Raw genomic sequence first — 25179 nt, forward strand, 5'->3', positions numbered from 1 at the left:
CATCATGCGAGAACAAGAAAATGGGTGGCAGACGCGCACCTCACAGAGCAGCTAGCGCCGCGTCCCACGTGTCGGTTTCACGCTTTTCACCTGGTCCGACCATCGACGAAAACTTGACGACCCCGTCGCTACCGACAAGGACGGTTCCGCGGTTCGGAAAGCCATGGCCGTCGTCGAAGACGCCATACTGCGCCGAGATGTCACCGTGCGGCCAAAAATCCGAGAGGATCGGAAACAGGAAGCCCTGCGCCGACGACCACACCTTGTGGGTTGGGGGCGGACCAACCGAAATTGCGACGGTCGACAACACGTCATTGTTGAAACGCGGCTCATTATCGCGAAGAAACCCCAATTCCCCCTCGCAGGTGCCCGTGAAGGCCAGCGGGAAGAACACCAGGAGGACATCGCCGTTAGCTGTCAGACTCGACAGCGAGACAATCTGGTTATTCTGATCACGAAGTTCAAACTCCGGTGCGCGCGAACCGACTTCGATAAGACCGGTCACGGCAATCAGCGCTTACCGGTACGAGCCTTGGGCGTCACCAGTTGGGCTCCGGACCAGTCGCCCAGCGAAACCACCGAGGTCTGCGTGAGACCCGCGGTCGGTGCGGCTTCAGCGATATCTGCCGGATCGACATATCCCGGGCGTCCGGTCTTTGGCGACAGAACCCAAATAAACCCGCCTTCGGCGAGTGGTCCGATGGCATCCATCAGCGCGTCGACCAAGTCGCCGTCTTGCTCGCGCCACCATAGGACGACAGCGTCCATGACGTCGACATCGTCTTCGTCGAACATCTCTGCGTCGATGGCATCTTCGATTTCTATTCGAAGGTCGTCGTCAGTGTCCTCGTCCCACCCGATCTCCTGCACCGACATACCGTTGGTGAAGCCGAGCATGAGGGCCTTGCCTTCTGGGGCGGTTACCACCGCGTACTTCCTCCCATTCGTTGGTTTCGCATCGCTGTAAGCGCATACGAAGCTCCGTCGTAGTGACGCAGCTTAAGGACAGCCTAAAGGCAAAATGCCTTCGCGCACAGAGTCTATCGACACGAAGTGTCGTATCTGCTGTTTCGCTACCATGTTGATCCTGAATTATCGCAGGTCAGTCGGATCCCGCGGGAAGGTACTCCGAGCATGTCGCCAAGAGCCGCTCCCGATCGGAACTCCATTTCTCCGATGCGGAATTCAAGGCGAGCCTACGTTGCCCTTCAATCTGCTCGGCCAGACGCTCCGAGCTCGTGACAAAATCCTGAACTTCGGCATCGATGTCTTCTGGGACGTCCGGTGCCACCATTTTGCGGACCTCATCAGCACCGGAGGTCAACGTGTCGGCGGCCCATTTGTCCTCCGACCCGATTTTGTCGTAGCTCTGAACCTGGTTGAGCCGCTTGATGAATGCGTTGTAGTCGCGCACCATCACACCCGCCGTCGTAATGACTTGCTTACACAATCGGGTGACCGCAATCTTTTCCGCCTCGGAGGCGCCCGCACGGGTAATCGTGGCGGTGACGGTCCCTGCAGGCGGGGTTGACGGCGCGGCATCGTCGGAGCCGCCACATGCTGAGGCCGGAATAATGCTCACGGCGATGATCGCGGACACAATGGCCCGAGCCACTCGGCCCACAGTTATCCCCTTCGATTCGCGGCCATTCCCGAGCCTGATCGGGGATAGCAACATTACGAAGGAGGCTACCGCACAGTATTGAATGTGACTCGCCACATCTAGCGCGATACCTCGTGATTTGCGGCACGATAGAAGGTAGGCCGCGTCCAATAAGTCAGCGGCAATATCCGGCCGCCCCACCCCGGCGGCCCCGACACGCAGGTGTGACGACGACCAGCGCCGCCTCACCCCTGCGAGATAGGTGGCATCTTGTGACCGATCAGCTTTCTGGATCCTCCCCCGCCAACCCTGACTCACTGGCGAGTCCCGGATCCTCACCAGCGTCAAGTGGTAGTCGTGTCCAGGTAATTCGCGACGGAGTCGCCTCGTACCTGGTCGATAACGACCCCACGGAAACTGACGAGTGGCTGGAATCGTTCGACGGGATGCTGGCCGATGCTGGACCCGAGCGAGCCCGGTATCTGATGCTGCGGATCCTTGAGCGAGCCGAAGACAAGCGAGTCGGTCTGCCTGCCTTGACGAATACCGACTACGTCAACACCATCCCCACCGAACTTGAACCGCAATTCCCCGGCGACGAGGATCTAGAGCGCCGCTACCGTGCGTTCATCCGTTGGAATGCCGCGATCATGGTGCACCGCGCCCAACGCCCCGGAATCGGCGTCGGCGGCCACATTTCGACTTACGCTTCCTCGGCGTCGCTGTACGAGATTGGCTTCAACTACTTCTTCCGCGGGCAAAACCACCCAGGCGGCGGCGACCAGATCTTCATTCAGGGCCACGCATCGCCGGGCATCTACGCGCGCGCATTCCTGGAAGGCCGGATCGACGAGCACCGCCTCGACGGTTTCCGCCAGGAACACAGCCACGCCGGCGAGGGCGGCGGCCTACCGTCGTACCCGCACCCGCGGCTGATGCCGGAGTTCTGGCAGTTCCCGACGGTGTCGATGGGCTTGGGCCCCATGAACGCCATCTACCAGGCACGATTCAACCGCTACCTGCATGGCAACGGCATCAAGGACACCTCCGACCAGCACGTGTGGGCCTTCCTCGGCGACGGTGAAATGGATGAGCCAGAGTCACGGGGTCTGTTGCACGTCGCAGCCACCGAAGGCTTGGACAATCTCACGTTCGTCGTCAACTGCAACTTGCAGCGCCTTGACGGACCGGTGCGCGGCAACGGCAAGATCATCCAGGAACTGGAGTCCTTCTTCCGCGGTGCGGGATGGAACGTCATCAAGGTGGTCTGGGGTCGCGAATGGGATTCGCTGTTCCGCGCCGACAACGGCGGCGCCCTCGTCGACCTGATGAACAGGACCGTCGACGGCGACTTCCAGACCTACCGCGCCAACGACGGCGCCTTTATCCGCGATCACTTCTTCGGCCGCGATCCGCGGACCAAGGAACTCGTCGCCGACATGTCCGACGACGACATCTGGAACCTCAAGCGCGGTGGGCACGACTACCGCAAGGTCTACGCGGCTTATGCGGCCGCGATGGCGCACAAGGGCCAGCCGACTGTCATCCTTGCGAAAACCATTAAGGGCTACACCCTCGGTAAGCACTTCGAGGGCCGCAACGCCACGCACCAGATGAAGAAAATGACGCTCGACGATCTGAAGGCGTTCCGCGACACCGCGCACGTTCCGATCACCGACGCGCAACTCGAAGCCGATCCGTACCTGCCGCCGTACTACCACCCGGGAATGGATTCGCCGGAGATCAAGTACATGCTCGACCGCCGAAACGAACTCGGCGGCTTCTTGCCCAGCCGGAAGTTCACCGCCAAGCCGCTGAGTCCGGACATTGCTCCCGCACTCAAGGCAGTCGCGGGCGGTTCAGGAAATCAGCAGGTCGCGACCACAATGGCACTGGTCCGGGTCTTCAAGGAACTCCTTCGCGACAAGGAGATCGGCAAGCGAATTGTCCCGATCATCCCCGACGAGGCCCGCACGTTCGGCATGGACTCGTGGTTCCCCACCCTGAAGATCTACAACCCGCATGGCCAGAACTACACGTCGGTCGACGCCGAACTCATGCTCGCGTACAAGGAGTCCGAGAGCGGGCGAATTCTGCACGAGGGCATCAACGAGGCCGGTTCGACGGCGTGCTTCACTGCTGTGGGAACGTCGTACGCGACGCACAGTGAGCCGATGATTCCGCTGTACATCTTCTACTCGATGTTCGGTTTCCAGCGGACCGGCGACAGCTTCTGGGCCGCCGCCGACCAGATGGCCCGCGGTTTCGTCGTCGGCGCGACCGCCGGTCGCACGACCCTGACCGGTGAGGGCCTGCAGCACGCAGACGGTCACTCTCCGCTGCTGGCGTCGACCAACCCCGGGGCCGTCTCCTACGACCCCGCCTTCGCGTACGAACTTGGACACATCGTCATCGACGGCTTGCGCCGCATGTATGGGCCCGATGCGGAGAACATCTTCTACTACCTGATGGTCTACAACGAGCCGATCACTCAGCCTGCCATGCCCGACGATCTCGATGTCGCTGGTCTACTCAAGGGCGCCTACCTGTACCGCAAGGCGGAGAAGCCGGCCGAGCATTTCGCGAACATCTTGGTTTCGGGTGTCACGATGGGCGACGCGCTGCTTGCTCAGGACTTGCTGGCCAAGGATTGGAACGTGGCGGCCGATGTCTACTCGGTGACCTCGTGGTCGGAGCTCTCGCGCAACGGAATCGCTGCCGACCGCGACGAACTCCGCGATCCGAGTTCGTCCCGTCGTCCGTACTTGACTGAATTGTTGCAGTACACGAAGGGGCCATCGGTAGCGGTCACCGACTTCATGCGTGCGGTGCCCGAGCAGATCCGCGCCTATGTGCCGGGCACCTATCTGACTCTCGGTGCCGATGGTTTCGGGTTCTCCGATACTCGTCCGGCCGCGCGTCGCTTCTTCAACATCGACGCCGAATCGATCGCCGTTGGCGTCCTGGTTGCGTTGGCACGTGACGGGAAAATCGATCGCACCGTCGCTGCCGATGCGGCACGGCAGTATCAGATCACCGATGTGTCAGCGGCACCCGAGCAGACCAGTGATCCCGGCGTAGCCTAATCACTCCTGCTAGCTGCTATTTCCGAACGCCGACGACCACCAGGTCGTCGGCGTTCGGCGTGCGGGTCCATCTATTCCTTATATATGGGGGTGTCCCACATACTTTGCGGTTGTTCACCACATGAGCTTTGTTACGCCTCGCCATCTCCACTGGACACCGCCTTCAGGTGCCGTCGCGGTCTACATTGAAGTCGTGCCCGACGATGAACTAGATCCGCGCCTGAGCAGTACGCGCGCCACCGACGTCTTCAGCGAGCGAGGAGCTGCCGTCCCCGCTCCCGCCACCGTGCACGACGCTCTCCCCGAGACACTGCTGCGGCGCATCAAGCAATACAGCGGCAGATTGGCCACCGAAGCGATTCATTCGATGTCCGAGCAATTGCCGTACTTCTCGGACCTTGACGCCGCTCAGCGCGCCAGCGTGCAGTTGGTTGTACAGACGGCAGTCGTGAATTTTGTGGAGTGGATCCAAGACCCCGAAGGCAACGTCAAGTTCACAGTTCAGGCCTTTCAAATCGTCCCGCAAGACTTGGCGCGGCGCATCACCCTCTTGCAGACGGTCGAAATGGTTCGCGTGGCGATGGAGTTCTTCGAGAAATGGCTCCCCCTGCTCGCCCGCAACGATGCCCAACTCCGCGCGCTCACCGAATCGGTCCTTCGCTACGGCCGCGAAATTGGCTTCGCCGCCGCTGCCATCTACGCTTCCGCCGCCGAATCGCGTGGTGCCTGGGACTCGCGAATGGAAGCCCTCGTCGTCGACGCCGTCGTTCGTGGCGACGACGGCCCCCAGTTGCTCTCACGGGCAGCCGCGCTGAACTGGGCGACCGATGCGGCCGCGACGGTGATCGTCGGATCTCCCCCGCCGGAACAGAATGTGACGGTCGCCCTGGCGATTCACAACACGGCAAGGCAGTACGACCGCGCCGCCCTTTCGGTGGTGCAGGGAAGCACCCTGGTTGCCATCGTCGAAGGCCCATTGAAGCCCAACGGCAAGTTTTTGACCGAGTTGCTTGCCAATTTCGCACCGGGCCCGGTGGTGATTGGCCCGACAACCCCGAATCTCGGGTCGGCTCATGCGAGTGCGGTCGAGGCGATGGCTGGCATGCGGGCTGTCGTCGGATGGCCGAACGCTCCGCGCCCGACGTATAGCTGGGACCTCCTACCCGAGCGCGCATTGAACGGCGACCGATCCGCCATCGAGACGATGGACGAGACCATCGTGCAACCGTTAAGCGATTCGGAGACCCTCGTTAATACCGTTGAGGCCTACCTCGACAACGGCGGGCAGGTAGAAACTTGTGCCCGCGCGCTGTACATCCATCCAAATACTGTGCGGTATCGCCTAAAAAAAGTGACAGACATCACCGGGCGTGACGCATCTAACGCCAGGGATGCCTTCGTTCTGCGGGTCGCCTTAACGATCGGCAGATTGACACGGAACCATCAAGGATCATCGTCTTCAACACCTTGAGTAACACCAGTCACCACATTTTGCCTGCATATGGCAGGTCAGAAAGTTTTTGCATCATTCGAGTAACGAATCTCGAATCAATGACGATGAGAACACCGAGAAAGTCTCTTTTGTAGGAACCCTACAAAGATCGCTCAAAAGGTTAGTACTCGCCAACACCCCTACGACGACCAGAAAAGGTGTTCTCTAGTCACGTGCTTTCATTGCTTGCGCCCGGCCAGGGCTCCCAGACACCCGGCATGCTCACCGAATGGTTGACCATGCCCGGTGCCCGCGACCGTGTCGCCTCGTGGTCCGACGCCACCGGCCTCGACCTCGAACGTCTCGGAACTACCGCTAGCGCGGAAGAGATCACCGACACCGCCGTCACGCAGCCGCTCGTCGTCGCCACCGCACTTCTCTCGTTTGAAGAAGCCAACCGTCGCCACGATCTCCCCGCCGAAGCGATCGTCGCCGGCCATTCCATCGGTGAAATTGCCGCAGCCGCCTTCGCTGGCGTCATCACCGCCGACGAGGCCATGGTCCTCGCAGGCATCCGCGGTGCCGAAATGGCCAAGGCTTGCGCGCTCGAAGACACCACCATGGCCGCTGTCCTCGGCGGCGACGAAGCAGAAGTTCTCGCTTACCTCACGGAACTCGAGTTGATTCCGGCCAATCGCAATGCCAAGGGCCAGATTGTCGCCGCGGGATCAACCGTCGCAATCGAAAAGCTCGTCGCTGATCCCCCGGCCAAGGCCCGAACGCGTAAGCTCGCAGTAGCCGGAGCTTTCCACACCCACTACATGGCACCCGCGCAGGATGCCGTCGCAGTGGCCGCCGCGAAGATCACCCCCAAGGACCCCACCCGCACGCTACTGTCGAACTCCGACGGCAAAGCTGTGACAACTGGTGCGCAGGCCCTCGAAAAGCTCGTCACACAGGTTACGAATCCCGTTCGATGGGATCTGTGCAGTGACGCCATGCGCGACGCGCAAACCAGCGCCATCATCGAATTCACACCGGGCGGCACCCTCGTGGGCATCGCCAAGCGCGAACTCAAAGGTGTGCCGTCGCGTGCCGTCAAGGTTCCCAGCGATCTGGAGGACCTCCCAGGACTTGGATAGCGGTCGGCAGCACCCGACCCCCGGAAGGCCAACGCGCCCGTCCACTCAGCACACGCTGATTTCCGGAACCGAATAGCATCACCGAAATAGAAGGGACCACACCGTGGCCGCCACTCAGGAACAGCTCGTCGCAGGCATCGCCGAAATCATCGAGGAAGTCACCGGCATCGAGCCGTCAGAAGTGACGCTGGAGAAGTCGTTCGTCGACGATCTGGACATTGACTCGCTGTCGATGGTTGAAATTGCCGTCCAGGTTGAGGACAAGTACGGCGTCAAGGTTCCCGATGAGGACCTCGCCAACCTGCGCACCGTCGGCGACACCGTCGCTTACGTCCAGAAGCTCGAGGCTGAAAACCCCGAGACCGCTGCAGCGATCGCCGCTCAGATCGAGGCGAGCCAGGCCTGATATGACCGAACTTCGTGACTTTTCCACGCTCGGTGGAGAGTTCCCCTCCGTGGTGGTGACCTCGATGGTCGCCACCACGAGCCTGGGGGTTGATCTCGACTCAACCTGGGAAAATCTCGTTGCCGGCCAATCAGGCATTCGGGAACTGACCGACGACTTCGTCGAGAAGTACAACCTCCCGGTTCGTATCGGCGGACGCCTCCTTGAGGATCCCACCAACGAAGTGACACGCATCGAAGCACGCCGCATGGCGTACGTCGAGCGCATGTCGCACGTCATGAGCAAGCGTCTCTGGGCGCATGCTGGCACCCCCGAGGTCGACCCCGACCGCCTGGGCGTCGTCATGGGCACCGGTATCGGCGGCGCAGATGCGATGGTCGATGCCGAGAACGCTCTCGCCGAGACCGGCAACTACCGCAAGGTGTCGCCGCTCGCGGTGTCGATGGCCATGCCAAACGGCCCGGCGGCAGTCGCTGGGCTCAATGTCGGTGCACGCGCCGGCGTCATCACACCCGTTTCGGCCTGCTCCTCGGGCGCTGAAGCAATTGCACACGCATGGCGACACATCGTCATGGGTGATGCAGACATGATGGTGTGTGGCGGCGTTGAGGGACACATCGACGCAGTGCCGATTGCCGCGTTCTCCATGATGCGCGCAATGAGCACCCGTAACGACGATCCTGCTGGCGCATCGCGGCCGTTCGACAGTGACCGCGACGGCTTCGTCTTTGGTGAAGCCGCTGCCATGATGATCATCGAGCGCGAGGACCACGCCAAGGCGCGCGGTGCTCATATCCATGCTCGCATCCTTGGTGCCGGAATTACCTCTGACGGTTACCACCTCGTTGCACCGGACCCCTCGGGCCAGGGCAACACCCGTGCGATGGTTCGCGCGATGGCGACCGCCGGCCTCAAGCCGTCGGACGTCACACACGTCAACGCACATGCGACGTCCACCCCGATCGGTGACACCGCAGAATCGCTGGGCATCCAGGCAGCCGTGGGCAACCACGCCGCCATTTATGCGCCCAAGTCGGCTCTTGGCCATTCAATTGGTGCCGTTGGCGCCCTTGAAGCGGTCTTGACCGTGAAAGCGGTGGAAGATTCTGTCATTCCGCCGACGCTGAATCTCGAGAATCTGGATCCGGAGTGCGGCGACATTGACGTCGTACATGGCGAAGCTCGACGCGGTCAGATCGACTACGCGCTGAGTAACTCCTTCGGCTTCGGTGGGCACAACGTGGCCTTGGCATTCGGCCGTTACTGATCCGCAACCCCCAAAGGAGAACCCGATGACCACACTGGCACCCATCCCCGGCCATGAGGAAGCAACCGATCCTCGCGATCCGTTGCTGCGGTTGACTAGCTTCTTCGACGATGGAACCGTCGAGTTGCTGCACCCCCGAGACAAGTCGGGTGTGCTCGCCGCCATCGGCGACGTGAACGGTGTCCGCACCGTCTCGTACTGCACTGACGGCACCGTGATGGGCGGTGCCATGGGCATTGTCGGTTGCGCTCACATCGTGAACGCAATCGACACCGCCATTGCCGAGCAGACTCCGGTCGTCGGTATTTGGCACTCCGGTGGCGCACGTCTCGCCGAGGGCGTCGAAGCCCTGCACGCTGTGGGGGGCGTGTTCGAGGCGATGGTGCGCGCATCGGGTTACATTCCGCAGATCTCCGTGGTCGTAGGCTTCGCCGCTGGCGGCGCAGCCTACGGCCCGGCGCTCACCGACCTCGTCATCATGGCGCCGGAAGGTCGCGTCTTCGTGACCGGCCCCGACGTCGTCAAGTCGGTCACGGGCGAAGAGGTCGACATGGAGTCGCTGGGTGGTCCGCTCACCCACGGCAAGCGTTCGGGCGTCAGCCACATCACCGCCGATTCCGAAGCTGACGCCTACTGGCGTGCACGCCGACTGGTCGGCACGTTCTCGCAGCAGGGCCACTTCAACAAGGAGAAGGCCGAAGCTCGCGATACGGACCTGCGTGAGCTGATGCCGGAATCGGCTCGTCGCGCATACGACGTCCACCCGATCATCGAAGCTCTCGTCGACACGCAGCTCGCTGCCGACGAGAAGACCGAGATCACCACATTCGAAGAAATCCAGGCCAAGTGGGCACCCAACATCACGGTCGGCTTCGGTCGACTGTCGGGCCGTAGCGTCGGTATCGTCGCCAACAACCCGCTCCGCATGGGTGGCTGCTTGAACTCGGAGGCCGCCGAGAAGGCGTCACGTTTTGTCCGTCTCTGCGACGCATTCGGCATCCCGCTGATCGTCGTTACGGACGTCCCCGGCTACCTGCCCGGCGTCGGCCAGGAATGGAACGGCGTTGTCCGTCGCGGCGCCAAGCTGCTGCACTCCTTCGCAGAATGCTCGGTTCCGCGCGTCACCCTGGTGACCCGCAAGATTTACGGTGGCGCTTACATCGCCATGAACTCGCGCGCTTTGGGTGCGACGGCCGTGTTCGCTTGGCCGGGCTCCGAGGTTGCAGTCATGGGCGCCAAGGCTGCCGTCGGCATCCTGCACAAGAAAACCCTCGCTGCTGCTCCAGAGGAGGAGCGCGAAGAGCTTCACGAGCGTTTGGCAGTCGAGCACGAGCAGATCGCCGGCGGCGTTGGCCGTGCACAGTCCATCGGTGTCGTCGACGAGATCATCGACCCTGCTAAGACTCGCAGCACCATCGCCGAGGCTCTCGCGTCGGCTCCGGCCCGCCGCGGCCGTCACAAGAACATCCCCCTGTGACCCACGGCAGCCGCTGAAGTTTCATCCGACGATCCCCCGATTCGCCCCGCGCGATCGGGGGATCGTCGCATCTCCCCTTTTCTGTCACGTTTCGGCCTAACCGTCACCGATCCCCCCGTTTGGTGACGGTCTGGTCGGCGCACGACGACGACTCGTGACAGAAAAGGGATGGCACAATTCTGCGCTCTCCCTTTTCTGACGCAAGACGCGGCCGGCGACCGGCCCAACCGTCACCCATTGCCGTGTTTGGTGACGGTTGGGCCGAATCGTGACAGAAAAGGGGAAATTGAGCGGAGCGAGAACGGCGGGGCGGAAGGGAAACCTGAGAATAGACAGATTTAACTGGCGCAACACGCGACTCACAAGGCATACTTCGTATCAACAGTGTGATATCCGGTAGCGGCGATAGGTGCGCTTGGGGAAGACGTTCCTCGTCGAACCGGAGGTGAAAAGGTGCGCAATCTCAATCAGTTTGCGGACATGACGAGCGGTGTGGTGTACATCCACGCCTCTCCTGTCGCGCTATGCCCGCACGTAGAGTGGGCGCTCTCGTCGACCCTCAATGCGAGGGCCGACCTCAAGTGGACCGCACAAGACGCCGACCCCGGCCGCATGCGTGCCACCGTCGACTGGACCGGGCCCGTCGGAACAGGTGCCCGCCTGACGAACGCCCTCCGTGAATGGTCAGGTCTGGTCTTTGAGATCACCGAAGATCCGAGCGAAGGTGTCAACGGCGAACGCTTCTGCCAGGTACCCGGACTCGGCCTCTGGCACGGCGCCACCGGTGCCAACGGCGACGTCATCGTCGGCGAAATGCAACTTCGCGCCATGATGGACGCCCAACCCGACAGCGCTGGCCTCGCCGCAGAACTCGACACCATCCTCGGTACCGCCTGGGATCGCTCACTCGAGTCGTACCGAATGGGCGGCATCGGCACCGAAGTGACCTGGCTCAGCCAACGCGTCGGCTAGGCCCTGATCGACTAGCCCAACTCCTGTAGTACCGCCTGGTTGAAGTCGCTCCACAACGGCTTGGCCCAGGCACCGAACGGACGATCCGTCAGCACGACCGCCGCGGCTCGACGATCCGGATCTACCCAGAGGAATGTGCCGGCCTGGCCGAAATGACCGTAGGTGCGCGGCGAATGGTCCGGGGCTGTCCAGTGCGGCGTTTTGTGTCCGCGGATTTCAAATCCCAGCCCCCAGTCGTTGGGGCGGTGCCTGCCGTAACCGGGCACAAATCCGTCAAGCCCGGGGAACTGCACACTCGACGACTCCCCCGCCAGTTCCGGCGAAATCAGTTGCGGCGCAAGCTGGTCTGCAGCAAACGCGGTTAGGTCGGCGACGGTCGAACGGGCCCCGTGTCCGGCAGGCCCAAACAAGCCGGTCGACGCCATCCCCAGCGGCTCGCACACCGCTTCACGCAGATAGTCCTCGAACGCGATCTCCGATTCGGCGGCCACCAGGTCGGCCAGCGTCTCAAACCCGGCGCTCGAATAGATTCGCTGCTCGGCCACTCCCGCCGCGGCCTCACGCTTATCGAAGGCCATGCCCGACGCGTGCGCCAACAAATGCGCGACCGTTGCGCCCGGCAGCCCCGCCGGCGTCGAAAGTTCCACCGCCCCTTCTTCTACAGCGACCAGGACTGCTTGCGCAACAAGCAGTTTCGTCACCGAGGCAAGTTCGTAGACGCGGCTGGTGTCGCCGTAGCTGCCGACCACACCGTCAGGTGTTACGACGGCGGCGGCAACGTTGTCGACGGGCCATTCAGCAAGCGCATTGAGAGTCCTCACGGTCTCGACCCTACTTCCCCACCAACGCGAAAAAGAGCAGTGTGCCCCGCGACCGTCGAAACGATCGCGGGGCACACTGCCGAATTACTTTTCTGCTTAGTTCGGCGCCACAGGCACGTTGGGCTCGTTACCCGGTGCCGGTGCGACGTTCGGCGCAACCTCGGTCTTGCCATCGGCGTCGGTGGTGAATTGGCCTTCGTCGAGCGTCGAGGTTGCGTCTTCGACGCCGTTCAGGACCGCATCGACCTTTTGAGCAGGGATGCCACACTGGTTGATCGCTTCGCTGACCCACTTTTTGGTGAGACGATCCATTCCCGCAGCATGTGCCTCTTCCACGGTGCCGTCGAGGACCGCACTGGAGCGCTTCAGATCAGAAGCCTGAGCGCACACGTGGAACACCGACCCGGACTTGCTGTAGAACACCTCGTTCTTGCCGGTGAGCTGTTCGACGACATTGGTTTCAGTGTTGTACTGCTCCACTGACGGCGGCGTCCAGTCAGCGCTGGCAAGGCCGACAATCACGGCGATGGCAATCGCCACACCGCCGACGATTCCCTTCTGCTTACCATCCATGTCCTTGTTGAGGAAGATCATGACGATCAGCGGCAGGAAGGCAATGATCGTGATGATCACGCCGAGCTGGTTTTGGATGAAGAAGCGGACCTTGTCCTTCTTGGACGCGGGGTCGTAGCGGTTGGCTTTCTTCCAGAGGAACGACCCGCCGAGCGCAAACACGCCGATACCGACGATCAGGCCAATCAGTAGCCAAATGTTGATTGGGTCTTGCTTGAGGACCCAGAAGATGGTGAAAAGCTCAGCGGCGATAGCAATGATCCAGAGGACCGCAGCAAAGATCCGCAGCTTCAGCGCCTTCGACTTCGCTTCGGGCGAGGCCTTCCATGCCCCACCCTTAACGGTTTCCTGCTCTGCGACTGCCGCACCACGTTCGGCACGCGTCCGCGAGCTCTTCTTCTCAGCCATTGTTCCCCTTGTTGAGCGCCAAATAGACGCTCTCAGATTAAGCCACGTATCCGACAACCGGTCGCTGCACACTCCGTCTGGACGGCAGAGGGCCCGCAAACACCGTTGTGTCTGCGGGCCTTCTGGGTGTGTCAGCTACGGCTTAGCGGTCGGCGTCGGTGTAGCGGATGACGCCGCGGATGTTGCGGCCTTCGAGCATGTCGGTGTAGCCCTCGTTGATCTGGTCGAGGCTGTAGGTGCGGGTGACCATTTCCTCGATCTTGAGCTTGCCCATCTTGTACATCGACAGCAGCTTCGGGATGTCGAGCTTGGGGTTGCAGCCACCGAAGATGGTGCCCTGCAGGTTCTTCTGCAGCATCGACAGCATCGACAGGTTCAGTGCGGTGTCGTTAGCCATCATGTTGCCCATGGCGGTCATGACGCAGGTGCCGTTCTTGGCGGTGATCGACATGTAGCTGTCGACGTCCTTGCCGAACACCTCACCGACGGTGACGATGACCTTCTGGCACATGCCCCATTCGGTGGCGTTGCCGATCTCGTTCATGGCCTCGTCGATCGACGCGAAGACCTGCGTGGCACCGAACTTGAGCGCCTGCTCGCGCTTCCATTCCACCGGGTCAATGACGAAGAGGTTGCGGGCTCCAGCGGTCGCGGCACCCTGGATGGCTGCCGTACCGACGCCACCGGCGCCGATGACTGCAACGTCTTCGCCGGGGCGAACGTCTGCAGCGATGGTCGCCGAGCCGTAACCGGTGGGGACACCGCAACCGCACAGTGCGGCAACTTCGAACGGGATTTCCGGGTCAATCTTCACCACAGAAGCCTCGTGCACCACCATGTACGGGCTGAAGGTGCCCAGCAGCGTCATCGGGTAAACGGGCTCGCCGGCTGCGGTGTGGATGCGGAAGGTGTGGTCGGAGACGGCCTCACCCTGCAGCAGCATGGCACCGAAGTCGCACAGGTTGGCAATACCAGCGCGGCACGAGCGGCACTTGCCGCACGACGGGATGAACGACAGCACGACGTGGTCGCCGACTGCGAAGTCGGTGACGCCTTCACCGATCTCTTCGATGACGCCGGCACCTTCGTGGCCGCCGAGGATCGGGAAGCCACCCATGGGGATGCCTCCGGTCATCAGGTGATGATCGGAGTGGCACATGCCAGCGGCTTCCATACGGATCTTGATCTCGTGCGCCTTGGGGTCGCCGATTTCAATTTCTTCGATCTGCCACGGGCTATTCAGTTCGCGGAGGATGGCGCCTTTGGTCTTCACAGTCTCTGTTACCTCTTTTTCGAATCACGCTGCGGCACGGCCGCATCCAAGCGTCGGGTACGGCTCTGCACCGCATCTGCTAGTGAGGGTAGTCACTTGACGCCCAAAATGAAACACGTTCCAGTTTCCGCGTCGTATGGGTCAGTGAACGAGGCCCGCGTCCTTGCTGCCGTACTCCTCGCGCAACTGCGGCTTCACCACTTTTCCGCCAGCATTGCGCGGCAGCTCGTCGACGATCACCAGTTCCTTCGGGTGCTTAAACCGTGCCAGGTTCTCGTTCAAATACGGCTCCATTTCGGCGAGCGAGAGGCTATCAACACCCTCAGCTAGCACGACCACCGCGACGGGCACCTCGCCCCACTTTTCGTGAGCCTTGCCGATAATGGCGGCTTCGGCGATGCTCGGGTGGCTAAACAGGGCGTTCTCCACTTCGGCGCAGTAGATGTTCTCACCACCGGAAATGATCATGTCTTTGGCGCGGTCGACGACGTAGAGGAAGCCCTCTTCGTCCTGGCGCACGAGGTCGCCGGAGTGGAACCAGCCGCCGGCAAAGGCATCGGCGGTGCCCTGCGGGTTCTGCCAGTAGCCGATCATCATGGTGGGTCCGCGGTAGACGATCTCGCCGACCTCACCCACGGCAACGTCGTTCATTGCGGCGTCGACGACGCGTGCGGTGACCGCCGGTACCACCTTGCCGATGGAACCCAGTTTGCGGAGCGCATCCTTGCCTTCCAGAGCGCAGGTAATCGGCGACATTTCTGTCTGCCCAAATACCGCAACGTTCATCGCATCGGGGAAAGTCTCGTTCATCGCGCGCAGCACGCTGTCGGACGCGGGTGCCGCACCCCAGCTGACGACGCGGAGCTTAAGATCGCGAGGCTTCGCCTGTTGGGCAGCGCACACCGCCTGCCACTGCGCGGGCACCAGGAAGATCGACGTGGTGCCTTCCGCCTCGAGGAAGTCGAGCAGTTGCTCGGGGTCAAAGTTGCCGAGTGGGTGAATCACCGTGGTCGCACCCATGTAGATGGTCGGTGTCATGGCACCGAGGGCAGCGATGTGGAACATCGGGGCCACGCACGACGCGATGTCGTCGTCGGCGGTGTTGAGCGCCTGAATGCAGGTCAAGCCTTGGGCCTGCAAGTTGATGTGCGTCAGCATCGATCCCTTGGGCCTACCGGTGGTTCCCGAGGTGTACATGATGAGGGCGACGGTCTCTTCGGGGATATCAATCTCGGGGAGCGGGTCGCCCTCTTCGGTGATGAGGTCTTCGAACCCGAGGTGCGACTCGTTTGCCACATCGCCGACCGTGATGATCGTTTCAATAGATCCGGTGATTTGTGCGACGGCGTCGGCGAGCGGAGCCAGCATGGTTTCGGTCACGATAACTCGCGCCCCCGAGTCTCCGACCAGGAAGGCCACTTCTGCCGGCGCCATCCGAATGTTGACGGGAACCGGGATGGCCCCGATCAGGTTGGCGGCCAGGACCAGTTCGACGTACTCGGTGCGATTGAGCATCAGCACCAAAATACGGTCGCCAAACTGCACACCGCGTCGCAGCAGCGCTGCCGCCAACGAATGGGTGCGCTCGTCCAACTGACTCCAGGTGGTGCTGTGACCGAGGAAGCGGAAGGCAATGTCGTCGGGCTTCATCGAGGCATGACGGCGAACCTGGTTGTTCCAGTGGTTTCGGCGTGAACGCTGAGGCTCGCTGTTGAGGGCAAATCCGAGGATGTCAGTCATGGCGTCTCCAAGTTGGTTCGGGTGGGCGTTTGGTCAGAAGTTATGAGCGGTTAACGAAAGCTTTGATGGCCTCTTGAAAGGCTGGCGCCTGCAAGAGTTCTGTCTGTCCGACGATTTCGCGGCCCAGTGCGTCTGGAAGGCCGAGAAGGGCGTGTTCGTCGAGCGCGGCTTTGGTCCGAGCGAGGGCGGTCGGCGACGACCGCACCAGCCGTTTGGCGGTCCGTTGAACGGTTGCTTGGAGGCCGTCGACGTCCTCCACCACCCCGTTAATCAGTCCGAATTCAAAAGCCTCGGCGGCCGACAGCTTTTCGCCGAGTAGCGCGAGTTGGTTGGCGCGGGCCCGCCCCATCGCGGCGGCGAAGATCGCGGTCGCTCCACCGTCGGGCATGAGGCCGATATTGACGAAGGCTAGGAGAAAGTACGAGCGACTGGTCGCGTAGACGAGGTCGGCGGCCACGGCGATCGACGCCCCAATCCCGACGGCGGGACCGTCGAGGGCGGCAATCACCGGCATCGGGAGGCCACGAACTGCCCGCACCAGATTGGATCCGTTTTCGATGATTGAGCGCGACGCGGATTCGTCGAATCCGCCCGACCCTGCTGCGTCCGTCGCCATGCCGACAACGTCGGCGCCGGCGCAAAAGGCACCGCCGCGCCCCGACAGGACCACGACACGAACATCGTCGCGGACCGCCCACTGGGTGCAGCACTCAATGATCCGGAGGGAGGCTCCACCATCCAGCGCATTCAGGGCAGCTGGCCGGTCGATCTCGAGGCGCGCCACCCCGTCTGCGTCGATACTTGTCCAGATGCCGTCACGAAGCTCGGCCTCGCTGATCATCGCACTCCTCGCGGTGGTGAGATTGCCTTGAATCGCCATCACAGTAACACCCCGAGTGAGATAAGTCATGCGAATGCTGATTAACTTTTATGACTCATACACAGTCTTGAACTGGGAGTATTGCGTTTTCGGAAAGATTGTTTGAAGAATGGCGCGATTCGTTAACATTGGTCCTTATGACCGCAGGACCACATCCGACGAGCGCCGTCCGCACGCGCAAACGCCCGGCTAACCGTCGCGACGTCATCCTTGCGGCTGCCGCCCGGATCTTTGCCGAGTCGGGATTTCATGCGACCCACCTGAGCGCCATAGCCGACGCGGCTGGCATCTCCACACCTGCGCTGTATCGACATTTCTCCGGGAAGTACGAATTGTTTGCCGCGGCCCTCATCGAACTGGCCGCCGACCTCACCGCCGCTGCCGACGAGGCCCCGCAGCAAACTGACCCGGCGCTCGAGCTCGCCACGGTGGTCCGAGCGCTCACATCGGTGGCGCTCGACAATCGCGAGGCAGGCAACATCTATCGTCGTGAACCGGGCCTCCTCCATGGAGAGGACCGGATTCGATTGGCGGCCCTGTCCCGGCGGACCCGCGCACGACTGTCGACTCCCCTACGCACTCTTCGACCGGAACTCTCCGATCACGCCGTCGGCATTTTGGTGACAGCGACCCTATCGGTGGCTGCCAGCCCTGTGACGCATCGCGTCGCACTGGCACGCAAGGCCGCAGTCGACGTCCTCAGCGAAGCCGCGGACAGCGTCCTGCGGGTAACACTGCCTGAGCCCGGCCCCTCGGAGACCGCGCCGGGTCTCGCCCCGCTCGGCAAGCGCGAGGGCATACTCACCGAATCCATCCGACTGTTTGCCGAGCACAGCTTTCACGAAGTCACGCTGGAGCAGATCGGCGCCGCCGCAGGTCTTCCCCCATCCGGCGTCTACCGCCATTTCCCCTCCAAGCACGCCATCCTCAGCGCCGCGATGTGGCGGGCATCGGAACGGACTACCGCGGCAATCACCGACGGGCTCTCCCGCGCAACCACCCCGGCCGAAGCCCTTGTCGCCCTCGCCGCCCGCTACAGCGCCCTCTGCGTCGAAGATCCAGAAATCATGACCGTGTACCTGCGCGAAACGACAGTCCTGGAAGCCGCCGAATTGCGATCCCTCCGACTGCAGCAGCGCCGCAATGTCGATGAATGGGCAACTTGGCTCCAGCGTGCACGCCCCGAGGTAGCTTCGGCGGCTGCTCGCTTCCTGGTGCATGCCGCGCTGAACGTGGCCACCGACTTAGCGATCGGCTACCGCGGTATCGATGCCAAGACAGTCGGCGCGATCGTCGCGGCCGTCTTGCTCCCCGAACCAGCGTGAACTGTTACACCACCTCGAGGTTCGACAGCTTCCACTCGTCGCCATCGCGGGTCAGGGTGATCTTGACTCGCGATTGGTAATCGATACCGTCCTTCGCTAGTGCGGGCACCAGCGGGCTCTTGACGTTTTGGTCTACCGCGACCAACACCTCTGCCGTGTCGTCGCTCATCGAAATCACGCCCGCCTCAAGCGCTTTCGCCGTTCCCGTCGCTTGGGCGGCATCATTGCCCGTGCGCGCCGCCTGTGAGGACTTTATGTACTGGTCGGCAAATTGCGGGGTGGAAATGCCGCGGATTCGACGGTCCAAATCCGAATAGTTACCGGACTGGTAGGTCAGCACGGTGGTTGCATAGTCCTTGGCGGTGTTCACTGCCTCTTGGCTGGCAGAGTCGTCGGACTTCGATGCCGACACAGCGAGCAGGACCCCCAGGACGATTGCCGCGATCGCCAGAATGACTGTCGACGCGGCCAGGGCTCGCACCAACGTCTTCGACGCAGTCGCTCGCGTATCCGCAGGCGGCGCACCGGCGGGTTCGGTCGCACCGGCACCATCTATGGCAGCACCGTCTATGGCAGCACTGTCGCCGACAGCGCTGTCAGCGTCGTGCTGTTCACCGTCGACCCCCACACCGGTGCCGTTTTTACGCGCCGCCTTGGCCTCTTCGTCTTCGCGGAGTTGTGCTCGTCGCGCCCGATTTTCCGCGAGCAACCCCTCGCGGTCGAGACCAGCAGATCCGGCCTTCTCGTCACGCTCATCGCTGCCGTCGCCCATGCGCACCAACAGTAACGGGTAACAACCAAGAACTTGCTATGTGGTCTAGTTCACATATTTTGCTCGTACATATATGTGGTACACAGATAGTGATCTGTTTCATCCCCCCGCATTGTGGTTTACGCCTCGAGGAGCCCCCATGGTTGAGTTCACGCCCGAGCAAGAAGCATTCAAGAAGGCCGTCGGCGATTTCTGTGCCCGCGAGGTCGGTACGCGCGAGCAGCGCCTCGCGCTTACCAACAACGGGCAGGACGCGCACTCGGACGTGCTGTACCGCAAGATGGCCGAACTGGGCTGGGCTGGCATCAACGTCGCCGAAGAGTTCGGCGGTGCCGGCGCGGGCAACGTCGAAATGTGTATCTTCCTTGAGGAAGCCGTCCGCGGCCAGGCCCCGATCGGCGCCGTCGGCCCCACCTTGATCACCGCTGCCGCGTACGCCAAGTTCGCCAATCCCGACATGCGCAACGAAGTCCTCGCCGGCGTCGTCGCAGGCGATTCACTGTCTGTCTCGATGTCTGAACCGGAAGCCGGATCTGACGTTGGTGCGCTCACGTGCCGCGCGGAGAAGGTCGACGGCGGATGGAAGATCAACGGACAGAAGACGTGGTGCTCCAATGCGCACTTCTCCAAGAGCATCCTGCTGATCGCCCGCACCGAACGGTCGGAGAACAAGCACGAGGGCCTCACCCAGTTCCATGTCCCCGCCGATACCCCAGGCCTGGTCATCAAGGGAATCGACACGCTCGGTGGCCGTGAGGTCAATGACCTCTACTTCACCGATGCCTTCGTCCCCGATTCAGCGGTCGTCGGTGAGGTCGGCAACGGGTGGAAGCAACTGATGTCGGGCCTCAACTCGGAGCGCCTCATCTTGGCCGCGATGCAGTTGGGATTGGCGCAGCGCTCGTTTGACGACACTCTCGCCTTCATTACCGAGCGCAAGCAGTTCGGTCGGCCGATCGGCTCGTTCCAGGCACTGCGTCACCGGATGGCCGACCACGCCACCGAGATTGCCTGCACGCGCGAGTTGGTTTACAGCGTGGCGCGCGCCGCGGATGCCAATCCCAAGAAGATGATGCCGCGCGAGGCATCGATGGTGAAGCTCAAGGCCACCGAGGTCAGCAAGAAGATGACGATCGACGGCATGCAGATGATGGGTGGCTACGGCTACGCCACCGAGTTCGACGCCGAGCGGCTGATGCGGACCGCAATCATTTCAACCGTCTTCGGCGGCACCAATGAAATCCAGCGGGACATCATCGGAAAGACGTATGGCCTCTGATCCATCAGTGACTGATTCTTCGACAGCTCGACCACGGCGGAAGCCTCAGCTGTCCGAAGAAGTTGCCTCGATTCTGCGGCACCAGATCATGACCGCCGAGCTTTTGCCCGGCGATCGGGTGCGGATCGACGAGACCGCCGCAGCGTTGGGAGTCAGTGTGACGCCGGTTCGGGAAGCGCTGTTGACGTTGCGGGGCGAGGGCATGATGCTCCTCGCCCCGCACCGCGGATACGAAGTCGCGCCGCTGACTCGGACCGACATTGACGACTTGTTCTGGCTGCAGGGCGAGGCGGCCGCCCGGATTGCGCGCCGGACCGCCGCTGTCATCACGTCGGCCCAGGTTGACGATTTGGCGTGGGCCAACGCCCAGTTCCGCAGCGCGCTGGCCGCTGCCGATACCCCGGCACTGACAGCGGCCGAGTTCGACTTCCACCGGACCCACAATCAGATCAGCGGCAACACCAAGCTCGCGTGGATCCTGCTCAACACCACGCGGTACACACCGCACGCCCTATACGCCGCCGACCCGGACTGGGGAAACACCACCGTCGAACTGCACGACGCACTCATTGCTGCCTATCGCACCGGTGATGCCGATGCTGCGGCCGACTGCATCCGCGCCGAGTTCACCGATGGTGCCGCTCGCTTGATTGCCCACTTGGAGACAACAGCCATCTGGCGCTCGCCCTCCGACTCCACCAACTAACCCCTACGACCAGGCGTTTTGCACTCCCGCAGATCGATACGATAGAGTCTGATCTCGTTCGCATCGAGCAATCCCCCATAGCTCAACGGCAGAGCACTCGACTGTTAATCGAGCGGTTATTGGTTCGAATCCAATTGGGGGAGCTTCCAGAAACCCGCCTCATTTTTGAGGCGGGTTTCTTGCTTTCTCCGGCACGGTCGCGGGGCTAAGGGGGTTAATGGCTCGCAGTCTGCGCCGCCGACAGTCGAAACGTCCCTCACGCCCCGCCGACTCGTCATACGGTGGCCTCACTCCTACCCGTACGAGAAGAGGCCCTCCCCGTGTCGTCGCTGCTTGACTCCGTCACCAACACCACCATCGGCCACGTCCTGGCCGATCGTGCCCGCACATTTCCGGATGCCCCATTCATTCACTTCGGCGACGACACCATCACCTTCGGTGAGATGCAGCGCCGCGCTGTGCGAGCCAGCGCCGGGCTGCGGGCCGCCGGAATTGGTCGCGGAGATCGGGTCGCGATCGCTGCATCGAATACCCCTGAATGGCTGATCGCCTACTACGCGACCGCTCGTATCGGCGCCATCCTGGTGACGCTTAATGTCGTCTACCGCGAGCGCGAATTTGTGTACATGCTCGGGCAGTCGGGATCCAAGATGCTTATCTGCGATGAGGAGGCAGGCGGCTTTCAATTCCGTCCGTTCCTTCAGGAGCTGGCACCGCAGATTCCAACCGTCGAACGCATCGCGTATCTCGGTGGCCACGACGACGCTTCGTGGGCCGCGCTCGTTGAAGCTGGCGTCCCCACCGACGATGCGCCAGAGGGCGACCCGAATATTGCGCCCGACGATCCCGCAGTCATCCTCTACACCTCCGGCACCACCGGTGATCCCAAGGGCGCTACCCTGACCCACCGCAGTTTGCTGGCGTCGGCTGCCATGCAGGCCGACCGATTCCACCAAACCGAGAAGGACGTCATCCTCGGCGTCCTGCCCTTTAATCATGTCGGCGGCATAACCTGCACCGCCGGGGCGAGCCTCGTGGCAGGTGGGGCGATCGTCTTACCCGCACGCTTCCAGCCAGATCTCGTGGTCGCCGCGGCCAATAAGCACCCCATCACCATCTTTTGCGGCGTACCGACCATTTACCGAATGCTCCTGGCGTCGGAAGCCTTTGCCGCATGCGATGTTTCGCACGCCAGACTCTGCGTCGTCGGCGGCGCCAATCTCGAACCGGCTTTAGCCGATGAAGTGACCGCACGCTTCAACGGTCCCCGCCTTGCGAATCTTTACGGCCTGTCGGAGTCGTCGGGCGCATGCATCATCTCCCCCGAAGACGACACCCTCGAACTGGTCTCGACATCCATCGGCACCACGCTCGACGGCGTCGAAGGCCGTGTTGTGGCCGACGACGGCACCGAACTCCCCCGAGGTAGTGTCGGCGAACTTCAGATCCGCGGCGCATGCGTGGCGGCAGGCTATTGGGACAAGCCCGCCGAAACTGCCACCACTTTCGGCACCGACGGTTGGCTATCGACTGGCGACGTAGCCACTATGAGCGACGACGGCCACGTGGCGATCATTGCCCGCAAGAAGGAAATGTATGTGCGCGGCGGCTACAACGTGTACCCGGCCGAGATCGAGAATCTACTGGTGACCGATCCCAATGTGGCGATGGCGGCAGTGATCGGTGTCGGGGACGAAACGTACGGCGAGACCGGATACGCGTTCGTCGTCCCGGCCCCCGGTACTGCGGTCGACACCGCAGCCCTCATCGCAATGTGCCGAAAGTCCTTGGCCGAGTACAAAATCCCCGACACCGTCGAAGTCGTCGATGCCCTACCGATGACTCCCGCAGGCAAGATCAGGAAAGTAGCCCTAGTGCCGTCGCAGAGTTCTTAATCGCGTACAAAACAGTCGCCCCAATCCCGTCGGCGGGATTGGGGCGAATTCCGTTGTTCAGACGACGGTTAGGCCACGAGACCGTGCACCTTCTTTGCCTCCGACCGAAGCATGAAGGCGTTCACGACTTCGATGATGCCAACCACGATCAGCATGATGCCCGAGACCCACACGAGGGTTTCGATCGAGCTAATCGGCCAAATGATCAGGATGCCACCGGCAATCACGGTGATGATGCCCAAGAAGATGCCCCAGCCGCGGCCTGGCAGACCACTCTGCGCATCCATAAACACCGACAGTTCGGCGATGCCGCGGAAGATCCAGCTAATACCAATCCAGATCGCGAGCAGGATGATGCCGCTCATCAAATTACGGAAGGAGACGAACGCCAACAGAATGGAAATTGCACCCGACGCGAACGTAAGGAAACGCCACCAACCGTTGGGGTGCTGCACACCAAAGGTCGACGCGATCTGGAACAGGCCCGAGATCAACAGGTAAACGCCGAACAGGATCGCAGCAACCAGGAAGGTTGCCGTCGGCCACGCCAAAATAATGATGCCGAGGATGATCGACGCGATACCGATCCCCACGAGACTCTGCCACGTGCGCTGCGTCATCTCCTTGACGGCCGCAACCGTTGCTGGCCCTCCGAGCTGGTCGTTAAAAGTCATTGTTCTTGAAGCCCTTTCGTCATAGATAAGCGCGATGCCGATTACGCCGATCGGTGGGCACAGACCCAGCCCGACAAGATCGGAGCACGCGAAGTTTAGCGCTTTGGTCTGATTAATCGGTGGACAAACGCCGCAGTGATATCTGATCGACATCACCGAAAGCTGTGCGCTACCGTGGATTTCACGATGAAAGCGATCACCCAAGAGCAGATCCTCGACTCCTTCCGCGGCACCACGCGCAGCGAAGTAAAGAAGGTGTCGTTTCCACTCGATTTTGACGACATCGATTTCGAACGCCACGAGTTTTTCGGCTGGCGCGACCGCAAAATCCCTCGTCGCGCTTACATCACCGTCGAGTTCAACGGTGAGCTAGTGTCGTTGCTCCTGACTCGCGCTGACGCCAAGCCTGGACGCAAAGCCATGTGCATATGGTGCCGCGACGTGGAGATTACCGACGAAGCGGTGCTCTGGACGGTACGCCGCACCGGCGCCAATGGTCGCCGCGGCGACACAATCGGAGCCCTCGTCTGCTCCAACTTTTCCTGCTCAAAGAACGCCCGCAAGCTCCCTCCCGCGTACCACAAGGCGACGGACCTCAACGCCGTCCGCGGTGAGCAGATTGCCGAATTGCAGCGCCGCGTGGCCACATTCGTTTCCGAAGTCCTCTCAACCGAGGACTAGCTCGGGGTCGCCCACGGTGACGCGGACCGCAGCTTGGGCAGCGCGCCGCCCGGCCCGGGTGGCACCAAGGGTCGACGCGCTGCGCCCGTAACCCACAAGGAACAGGCCCGGAACTTTCACGACGCTGACGTCGTCGTCGGCCATTAGTACCCCGCCGGTCGACTCGCGCACACGCAGCGGCGCAAGGTGCCCGATGGAGTGCCGAAAGCCGGTAGCCCAGATGATGGCGTCGACCGCTTCTGTGGTCCCATCGACAAATTCGACACCACCGGCAGTCAGCCGTGAGATGGGACCGCGAGAGGTCAGCACTCCGGCCTGCAATGCCGGCTCAAATCGCGAGTGCCGAGGTAGGCCAGTGGTGGCGACGACGCTCAATGGCGGCAATCCGGCACGGGTGCGTTCAGCGACGCGCCTTTCAACGTCACGCCCCCAAGTGACGTCGAAGGGGCTATCCCGCCAGCGCGGCGGTGTGCGCGTCGACCAGATTGGCCTCGCGCCCGCTTCGTCGAGCAGGATCACAAATTCCACGGCCGAAATCCCGCCGCCCACCACGAGAACGCTCTGACCTGCGAAGTCGCGCGGCTCCGGAAAGTCGCGCGTCGTGAGTTGCCGTCCGAGAAATTGGCCCGGGTACCAGGGGACGTACGGACGGTCCCAGGTGCCGGTCCCACTAATAACTGCGCCGGTTCGATAGGTACGGATTACCCCGTCCGGATGCTGTGCACGGACGAGGAATCGGAAGCGATCCGATTTGCGTTGCGACATGC

23 protein-coding genes and 1 tRNA gene are annotated in these 25179 nt (G+C 62.1%); 13 read left to right on the plus strand and 11 right to left on the minus strand.

The features are described 5' to 3' along the window. Positions 1 to 40: 40 nt before the first annotated feature. From WBA38_RS07105 to WBA38_RS07115, 3 genes are all read right to left on the minus strand, one after another. Positions 41 to 505 (minus strand): peroxiredoxin, encoded by a 465-nt coding sequence (locus WBA38_RS07105; RefSeq protein WP_424294256.1) that lies wholly within the window; start codon positions 503 to 505, stop codon positions 41 to 43. Positions 506 to 510: 5 nt separating this feature from the next. Next, on the minus strand, positions 511 to 897 hold the full coding sequence (locus WBA38_RS07110; protein WP_424294258.1) for a DUF3052 domain-containing protein: 387 nt from the start codon (positions 895 to 897) through the stop codon (positions 511 to 513). A 205-nt stretch (positions 898 to 1102) separates the two neighbouring features. Further along, on the minus strand, positions 1103 to 1615 hold the full coding sequence (locus tag WBA38_RS07115) for a hypothetical protein (RefSeq protein ID WP_424322386.1): 513 nt from the start codon (positions 1613 to 1615) through the stop codon (positions 1103 to 1105). Positions 1616 to 1920: 305 nt separating this feature from the next. Here WBA38_RS07115 and aceE point away from each other — a divergent pair, with 305 nt between their 5' ends. From aceE to WBA38_RS07150, 7 genes are all read left to right on the plus strand, one after another. Beyond that, positions 1921 to 4689 (plus strand): pyruvate dehydrogenase (acetyl-transferring), homodimeric type, encoded by a 2769-nt coding sequence (gene aceE, locus WBA38_RS07120; protein WP_424294259.1) that lies wholly within the window; start codon positions 1921 to 1923, stop codon positions 4687 to 4689. Positions 4690 to 4882: 193 nt separating this feature from the next. After that, entirely contained in the window at positions 4883 to 6160 is a 1278-nt protein-coding gene (locus tag WBA38_RS07125; protein WP_424322387.1) for a PucR family transcriptional regulator, read from the plus strand. Positions 6161 to 6354: 194 nt separating this feature from the next. Next, the gene (locus WBA38_RS07130; RefSeq protein WP_424296170.1) at positions 6355 to 7263 is read left to right on the plus strand and encodes an ACP S-malonyltransferase; all 909 of its coding nucleotides are present in this window, start codon (positions 6355 to 6357) and stop codon (positions 7261 to 7263) included. A gap of 103 nt (positions 7264 to 7366) precedes the next feature. Continuing rightward, entirely contained in the window at positions 7367 to 7669 is a 303-nt protein-coding gene (gene acpM / locus WBA38_RS07135; RefSeq protein ID WP_424296172.1) for a meromycolate extension acyl carrier protein AcpM, read from the plus strand. A 1-nt stretch (position 7670) separates the two neighbouring features. Continuing rightward, the gene (locus tag WBA38_RS07140; protein WP_424296173.1) at positions 7671 to 8936 is read left to right on the plus strand and encodes a KasA/KasB family beta-ketoacyl-ACP synthase; all 1266 of its coding nucleotides are present in this window, start codon (positions 7671 to 7673) and stop codon (positions 8934 to 8936) included. 25 nt (positions 8937 to 8961) lie between these two features. Further along, entirely contained in the window at positions 8962 to 10413 is a 1452-nt protein-coding gene (locus tag WBA38_RS07145; protein WP_424296175.1) for an acyl-CoA carboxylase subunit beta, read from the plus strand. Positions 10414 to 10866: 453 nt separating this feature from the next. After that, positions 10867 to 11385 (plus strand): DUF3145 domain-containing protein, encoded by a 519-nt coding sequence (locus WBA38_RS07150; protein WP_424296177.1) that lies wholly within the window; start codon positions 10867 to 10869, stop codon positions 11383 to 11385. Positions 11386 to 11396: 11 nt separating this feature from the next. Here the strand turns inward: WBA38_RS07150 and WBA38_RS07155 are convergent, their stop codons facing one another. The 5 genes from WBA38_RS07155 to WBA38_RS07175 form a co-directional block, all read right to left on the minus strand. Next, a complete protein-coding gene (locus WBA38_RS07155) occupies positions 11397 to 12206 on the minus strand; it encodes a serine hydrolase domain-containing protein (protein ID WP_424322388.1) in 810 nt (269 codons plus the stop codon). A gap of 96 nt (positions 12207 to 12302) precedes the next feature. Further along, positions 12303 to 13187 (minus strand): hypothetical protein, encoded by an 885-nt coding sequence (locus WBA38_RS07160; protein WP_424322389.1) that lies wholly within the window; start codon positions 13185 to 13187, stop codon positions 12303 to 12305. Positions 13188 to 13329: 142 nt separating this feature from the next. After that, positions 13330 to 14460 (minus strand): NDMA-dependent alcohol dehydrogenase, encoded by a 1131-nt coding sequence (locus tag WBA38_RS07165; RefSeq protein ID WP_424293598.1) that lies wholly within the window; start codon positions 14458 to 14460, stop codon positions 13330 to 13332. A gap of 141 nt (positions 14461 to 14601) precedes the next feature. Next, positions 14602 to 16200, minus strand: a complete 1599-nt coding sequence (gene fadD5, locus WBA38_RS07170; RefSeq protein WP_424293599.1) for a fatty-acid--CoA ligase FadD5 — start codon at positions 16198 to 16200, stop codon at positions 14602 to 14604. Positions 16201 to 16240: 40 nt separating this feature from the next. Continuing rightward, positions 16241 to 17041, minus strand: coding sequence for an enoyl-CoA hydratase-related protein (locus tag WBA38_RS07175; protein ID WP_424322396.1), 801 nt, complete (start codon positions 17039 to 17041; stop codon positions 16241 to 16243). 176 nt (positions 17042 to 17217) lie between these two features. On the opposite strand from WBA38_RS07175, the gene WBA38_RS07180 reads away from it, so the two are divergent. Further along, a complete protein-coding gene (locus WBA38_RS07180) occupies positions 17218 to 18405 on the plus strand; it encodes a TetR/AcrR family transcriptional regulator (protein ID WP_424322390.1) in 1188 nt (395 codons plus the stop codon). Between the two features lie 4 nt (positions 18406 to 18409). Here the strand turns inward: WBA38_RS07180 and WBA38_RS07185 are convergent, their stop codons facing one another. Then, positions 18410 to 19177: a hypothetical protein gene (locus WBA38_RS07185; RefSeq protein WP_424322391.1), complete on the minus strand. Its 768-nt coding sequence runs from the start codon at positions 19175 to 19177 to the stop codon at positions 18410 to 18412. 139 nt (positions 19178 to 19316) lie between these two features. On the opposite strand from WBA38_RS07185, the gene WBA38_RS07190 reads away from it, so the two are divergent. The 4 genes from WBA38_RS07190 to WBA38_RS07205 all read left to right on the plus strand — a co-directional run bounded on the left by WBA38_RS07190 (position 19317) and on the right by WBA38_RS07205 (position 23057). Then, complete coding sequence (locus WBA38_RS07190) at positions 19317 to 20456, plus strand: acyl-CoA dehydrogenase family protein (protein WP_424295751.1); 1140 nt, start codon at positions 19317 to 19319, stop codon at positions 20454 to 20456. After that, positions 20446 to 21162 (plus strand): GntR family transcriptional regulator, encoded by a 717-nt coding sequence (locus WBA38_RS07195; RefSeq protein WP_424322392.1) that lies wholly within the window; start codon positions 20446 to 20448, stop codon positions 21160 to 21162. Before WBA38_RS07190 ends, WBA38_RS07195 begins: the two co-directional genes overlap by 11 nt. Before the next feature lie 71 nt (positions 21163 to 21233). Next, a tRNA-Asn gene (locus WBA38_RS07200) sits at positions 21234 to 21305 on the plus strand. A gap of 177 nt (positions 21306 to 21482) precedes the next feature. Beyond that, positions 21483 to 23057, plus strand: a complete 1575-nt coding sequence (locus tag WBA38_RS07205; protein WP_424322393.1) for a class I adenylate-forming enzyme family protein — start codon at positions 21483 to 21485, stop codon at positions 23055 to 23057. Positions 23058 to 23125: 68 nt separating this feature from the next. Here the strand turns inward: WBA38_RS07205 and WBA38_RS07210 are convergent, their stop codons facing one another. Further along, the gene (locus WBA38_RS07210) at positions 23126 to 23731 is read right to left on the minus strand and encodes an HdeD family acid-resistance protein (protein WP_424294583.1); all 606 of its coding nucleotides are present in this window, start codon (positions 23729 to 23731) and stop codon (positions 23126 to 23128) included. Positions 23732 to 23917: 186 nt separating this feature from the next. On the opposite strand from WBA38_RS07210, the gene WBA38_RS07215 reads away from it, so the two are divergent. Beyond that, positions 23918 to 24412, plus strand: coding sequence for an FBP domain-containing protein (locus WBA38_RS07215; RefSeq protein WP_424322394.1), 495 nt, complete (start codon positions 23918 to 23920; stop codon positions 24410 to 24412). Here the strand turns inward: WBA38_RS07215 and WBA38_RS07220 are convergent. Next, on the minus strand, positions 24398 to 25179 hold a 782-nt coding region (locus WBA38_RS07220), incomplete at its 5' end, for an NAD(P)-binding domain-containing protein (RefSeq protein ID WP_424322395.1). The genes WBA38_RS07215 and WBA38_RS07220 overlap by 15 nt on opposite strands.

The sequence above is a fragment of the Gordonia sp. (in: high G+C Gram-positive bacteria) genome (genome assembly GCF_049647785.1).
GTDB lineage: Bacteria > Actinomycetota > Actinomycetes > Mycobacteriales > Mycobacteriaceae > Gordonia.

Excerpts from the sequence above, each read along its gene's own strand:
- WBA38_RS07185 (WP_424322391.1), bottom strand. The coding sequence starts at position 19,177 with ATGGGCGACGGCAGCGATGAGCGTGACGAGAAGGCCGGATCTGCTGGT.
- WBA38_RS07180 (WP_424322390.1), top strand. The coding sequence starts at position 17,218 with ATGACCGCAGGACCACATCCGACGAGCGCCGTCCGCACGCGCAAACGC.
- WBA38_RS07175 (WP_424322396.1), bottom strand. The coding sequence starts at position 17,041 with ATGATCAGCGAGGCCGAGCTTCGTGACGGCATCTGGACAAGTATCGAC.
- WBA38_RS07190 (WP_424295751.1), top strand. The coding sequence starts at position 19,317 with ATGGTTGAGTTCACGCCCGAGCAAGAAGCATTCAAGAAGGCCGTCGGC.
- WBA38_RS07140 (WP_424296173.1), top strand. The coding sequence starts at position 7,671 with ATGACCGAACTTCGTGACTTTTCCACGCTCGGTGGAGAGTTCCCCTCC.
- WBA38_RS07195 (WP_424322392.1), top strand. The coding sequence starts at position 20,446 with ATGGCCTCTGATCCATCAGTGACTGATTCTTCGACAGCTCGACCACGG.
- WBA38_RS07215 (WP_424322394.1), top strand. The coding sequence starts at position 23,918 with ATGAAAGCGATCACCCAAGAGCAGATCCTCGACTCCTTCCGCGGCACC.
- WBA38_RS07145 (WP_424296175.1), top strand. The coding sequence starts at position 8,962 with ATGACCACACTGGCACCCATCCCCGGCCATGAGGAAGCAACCGATCCT.
- fadD5 (WP_424293599.1), bottom strand. The coding sequence starts at position 16,200 with ATGACTGACATCCTCGGATTTGCCCTCAACAGCGAGCCTCAGCGTTCA.
- WBA38_RS07110 (WP_424294258.1), bottom strand. The coding sequence starts at position 897 with ATGCTCGGCTTCACCAACGGTATGTCGGTGCAGGAGATCGGGTGGGAC.
- WBA38_RS07210 (WP_424294583.1), bottom strand. The coding sequence starts at position 23,731 with ATGACTTTTAACGACCAGCTCGGAGGGCCAGCAACGGTTGCGGCCGTC.
- WBA38_RS07160 (WP_424322389.1), bottom strand. The coding sequence starts at position 13,187 with ATGGCTGAGAAGAAGAGCTCGCGGACGCGTGCCGAACGTGGTGCGGCA.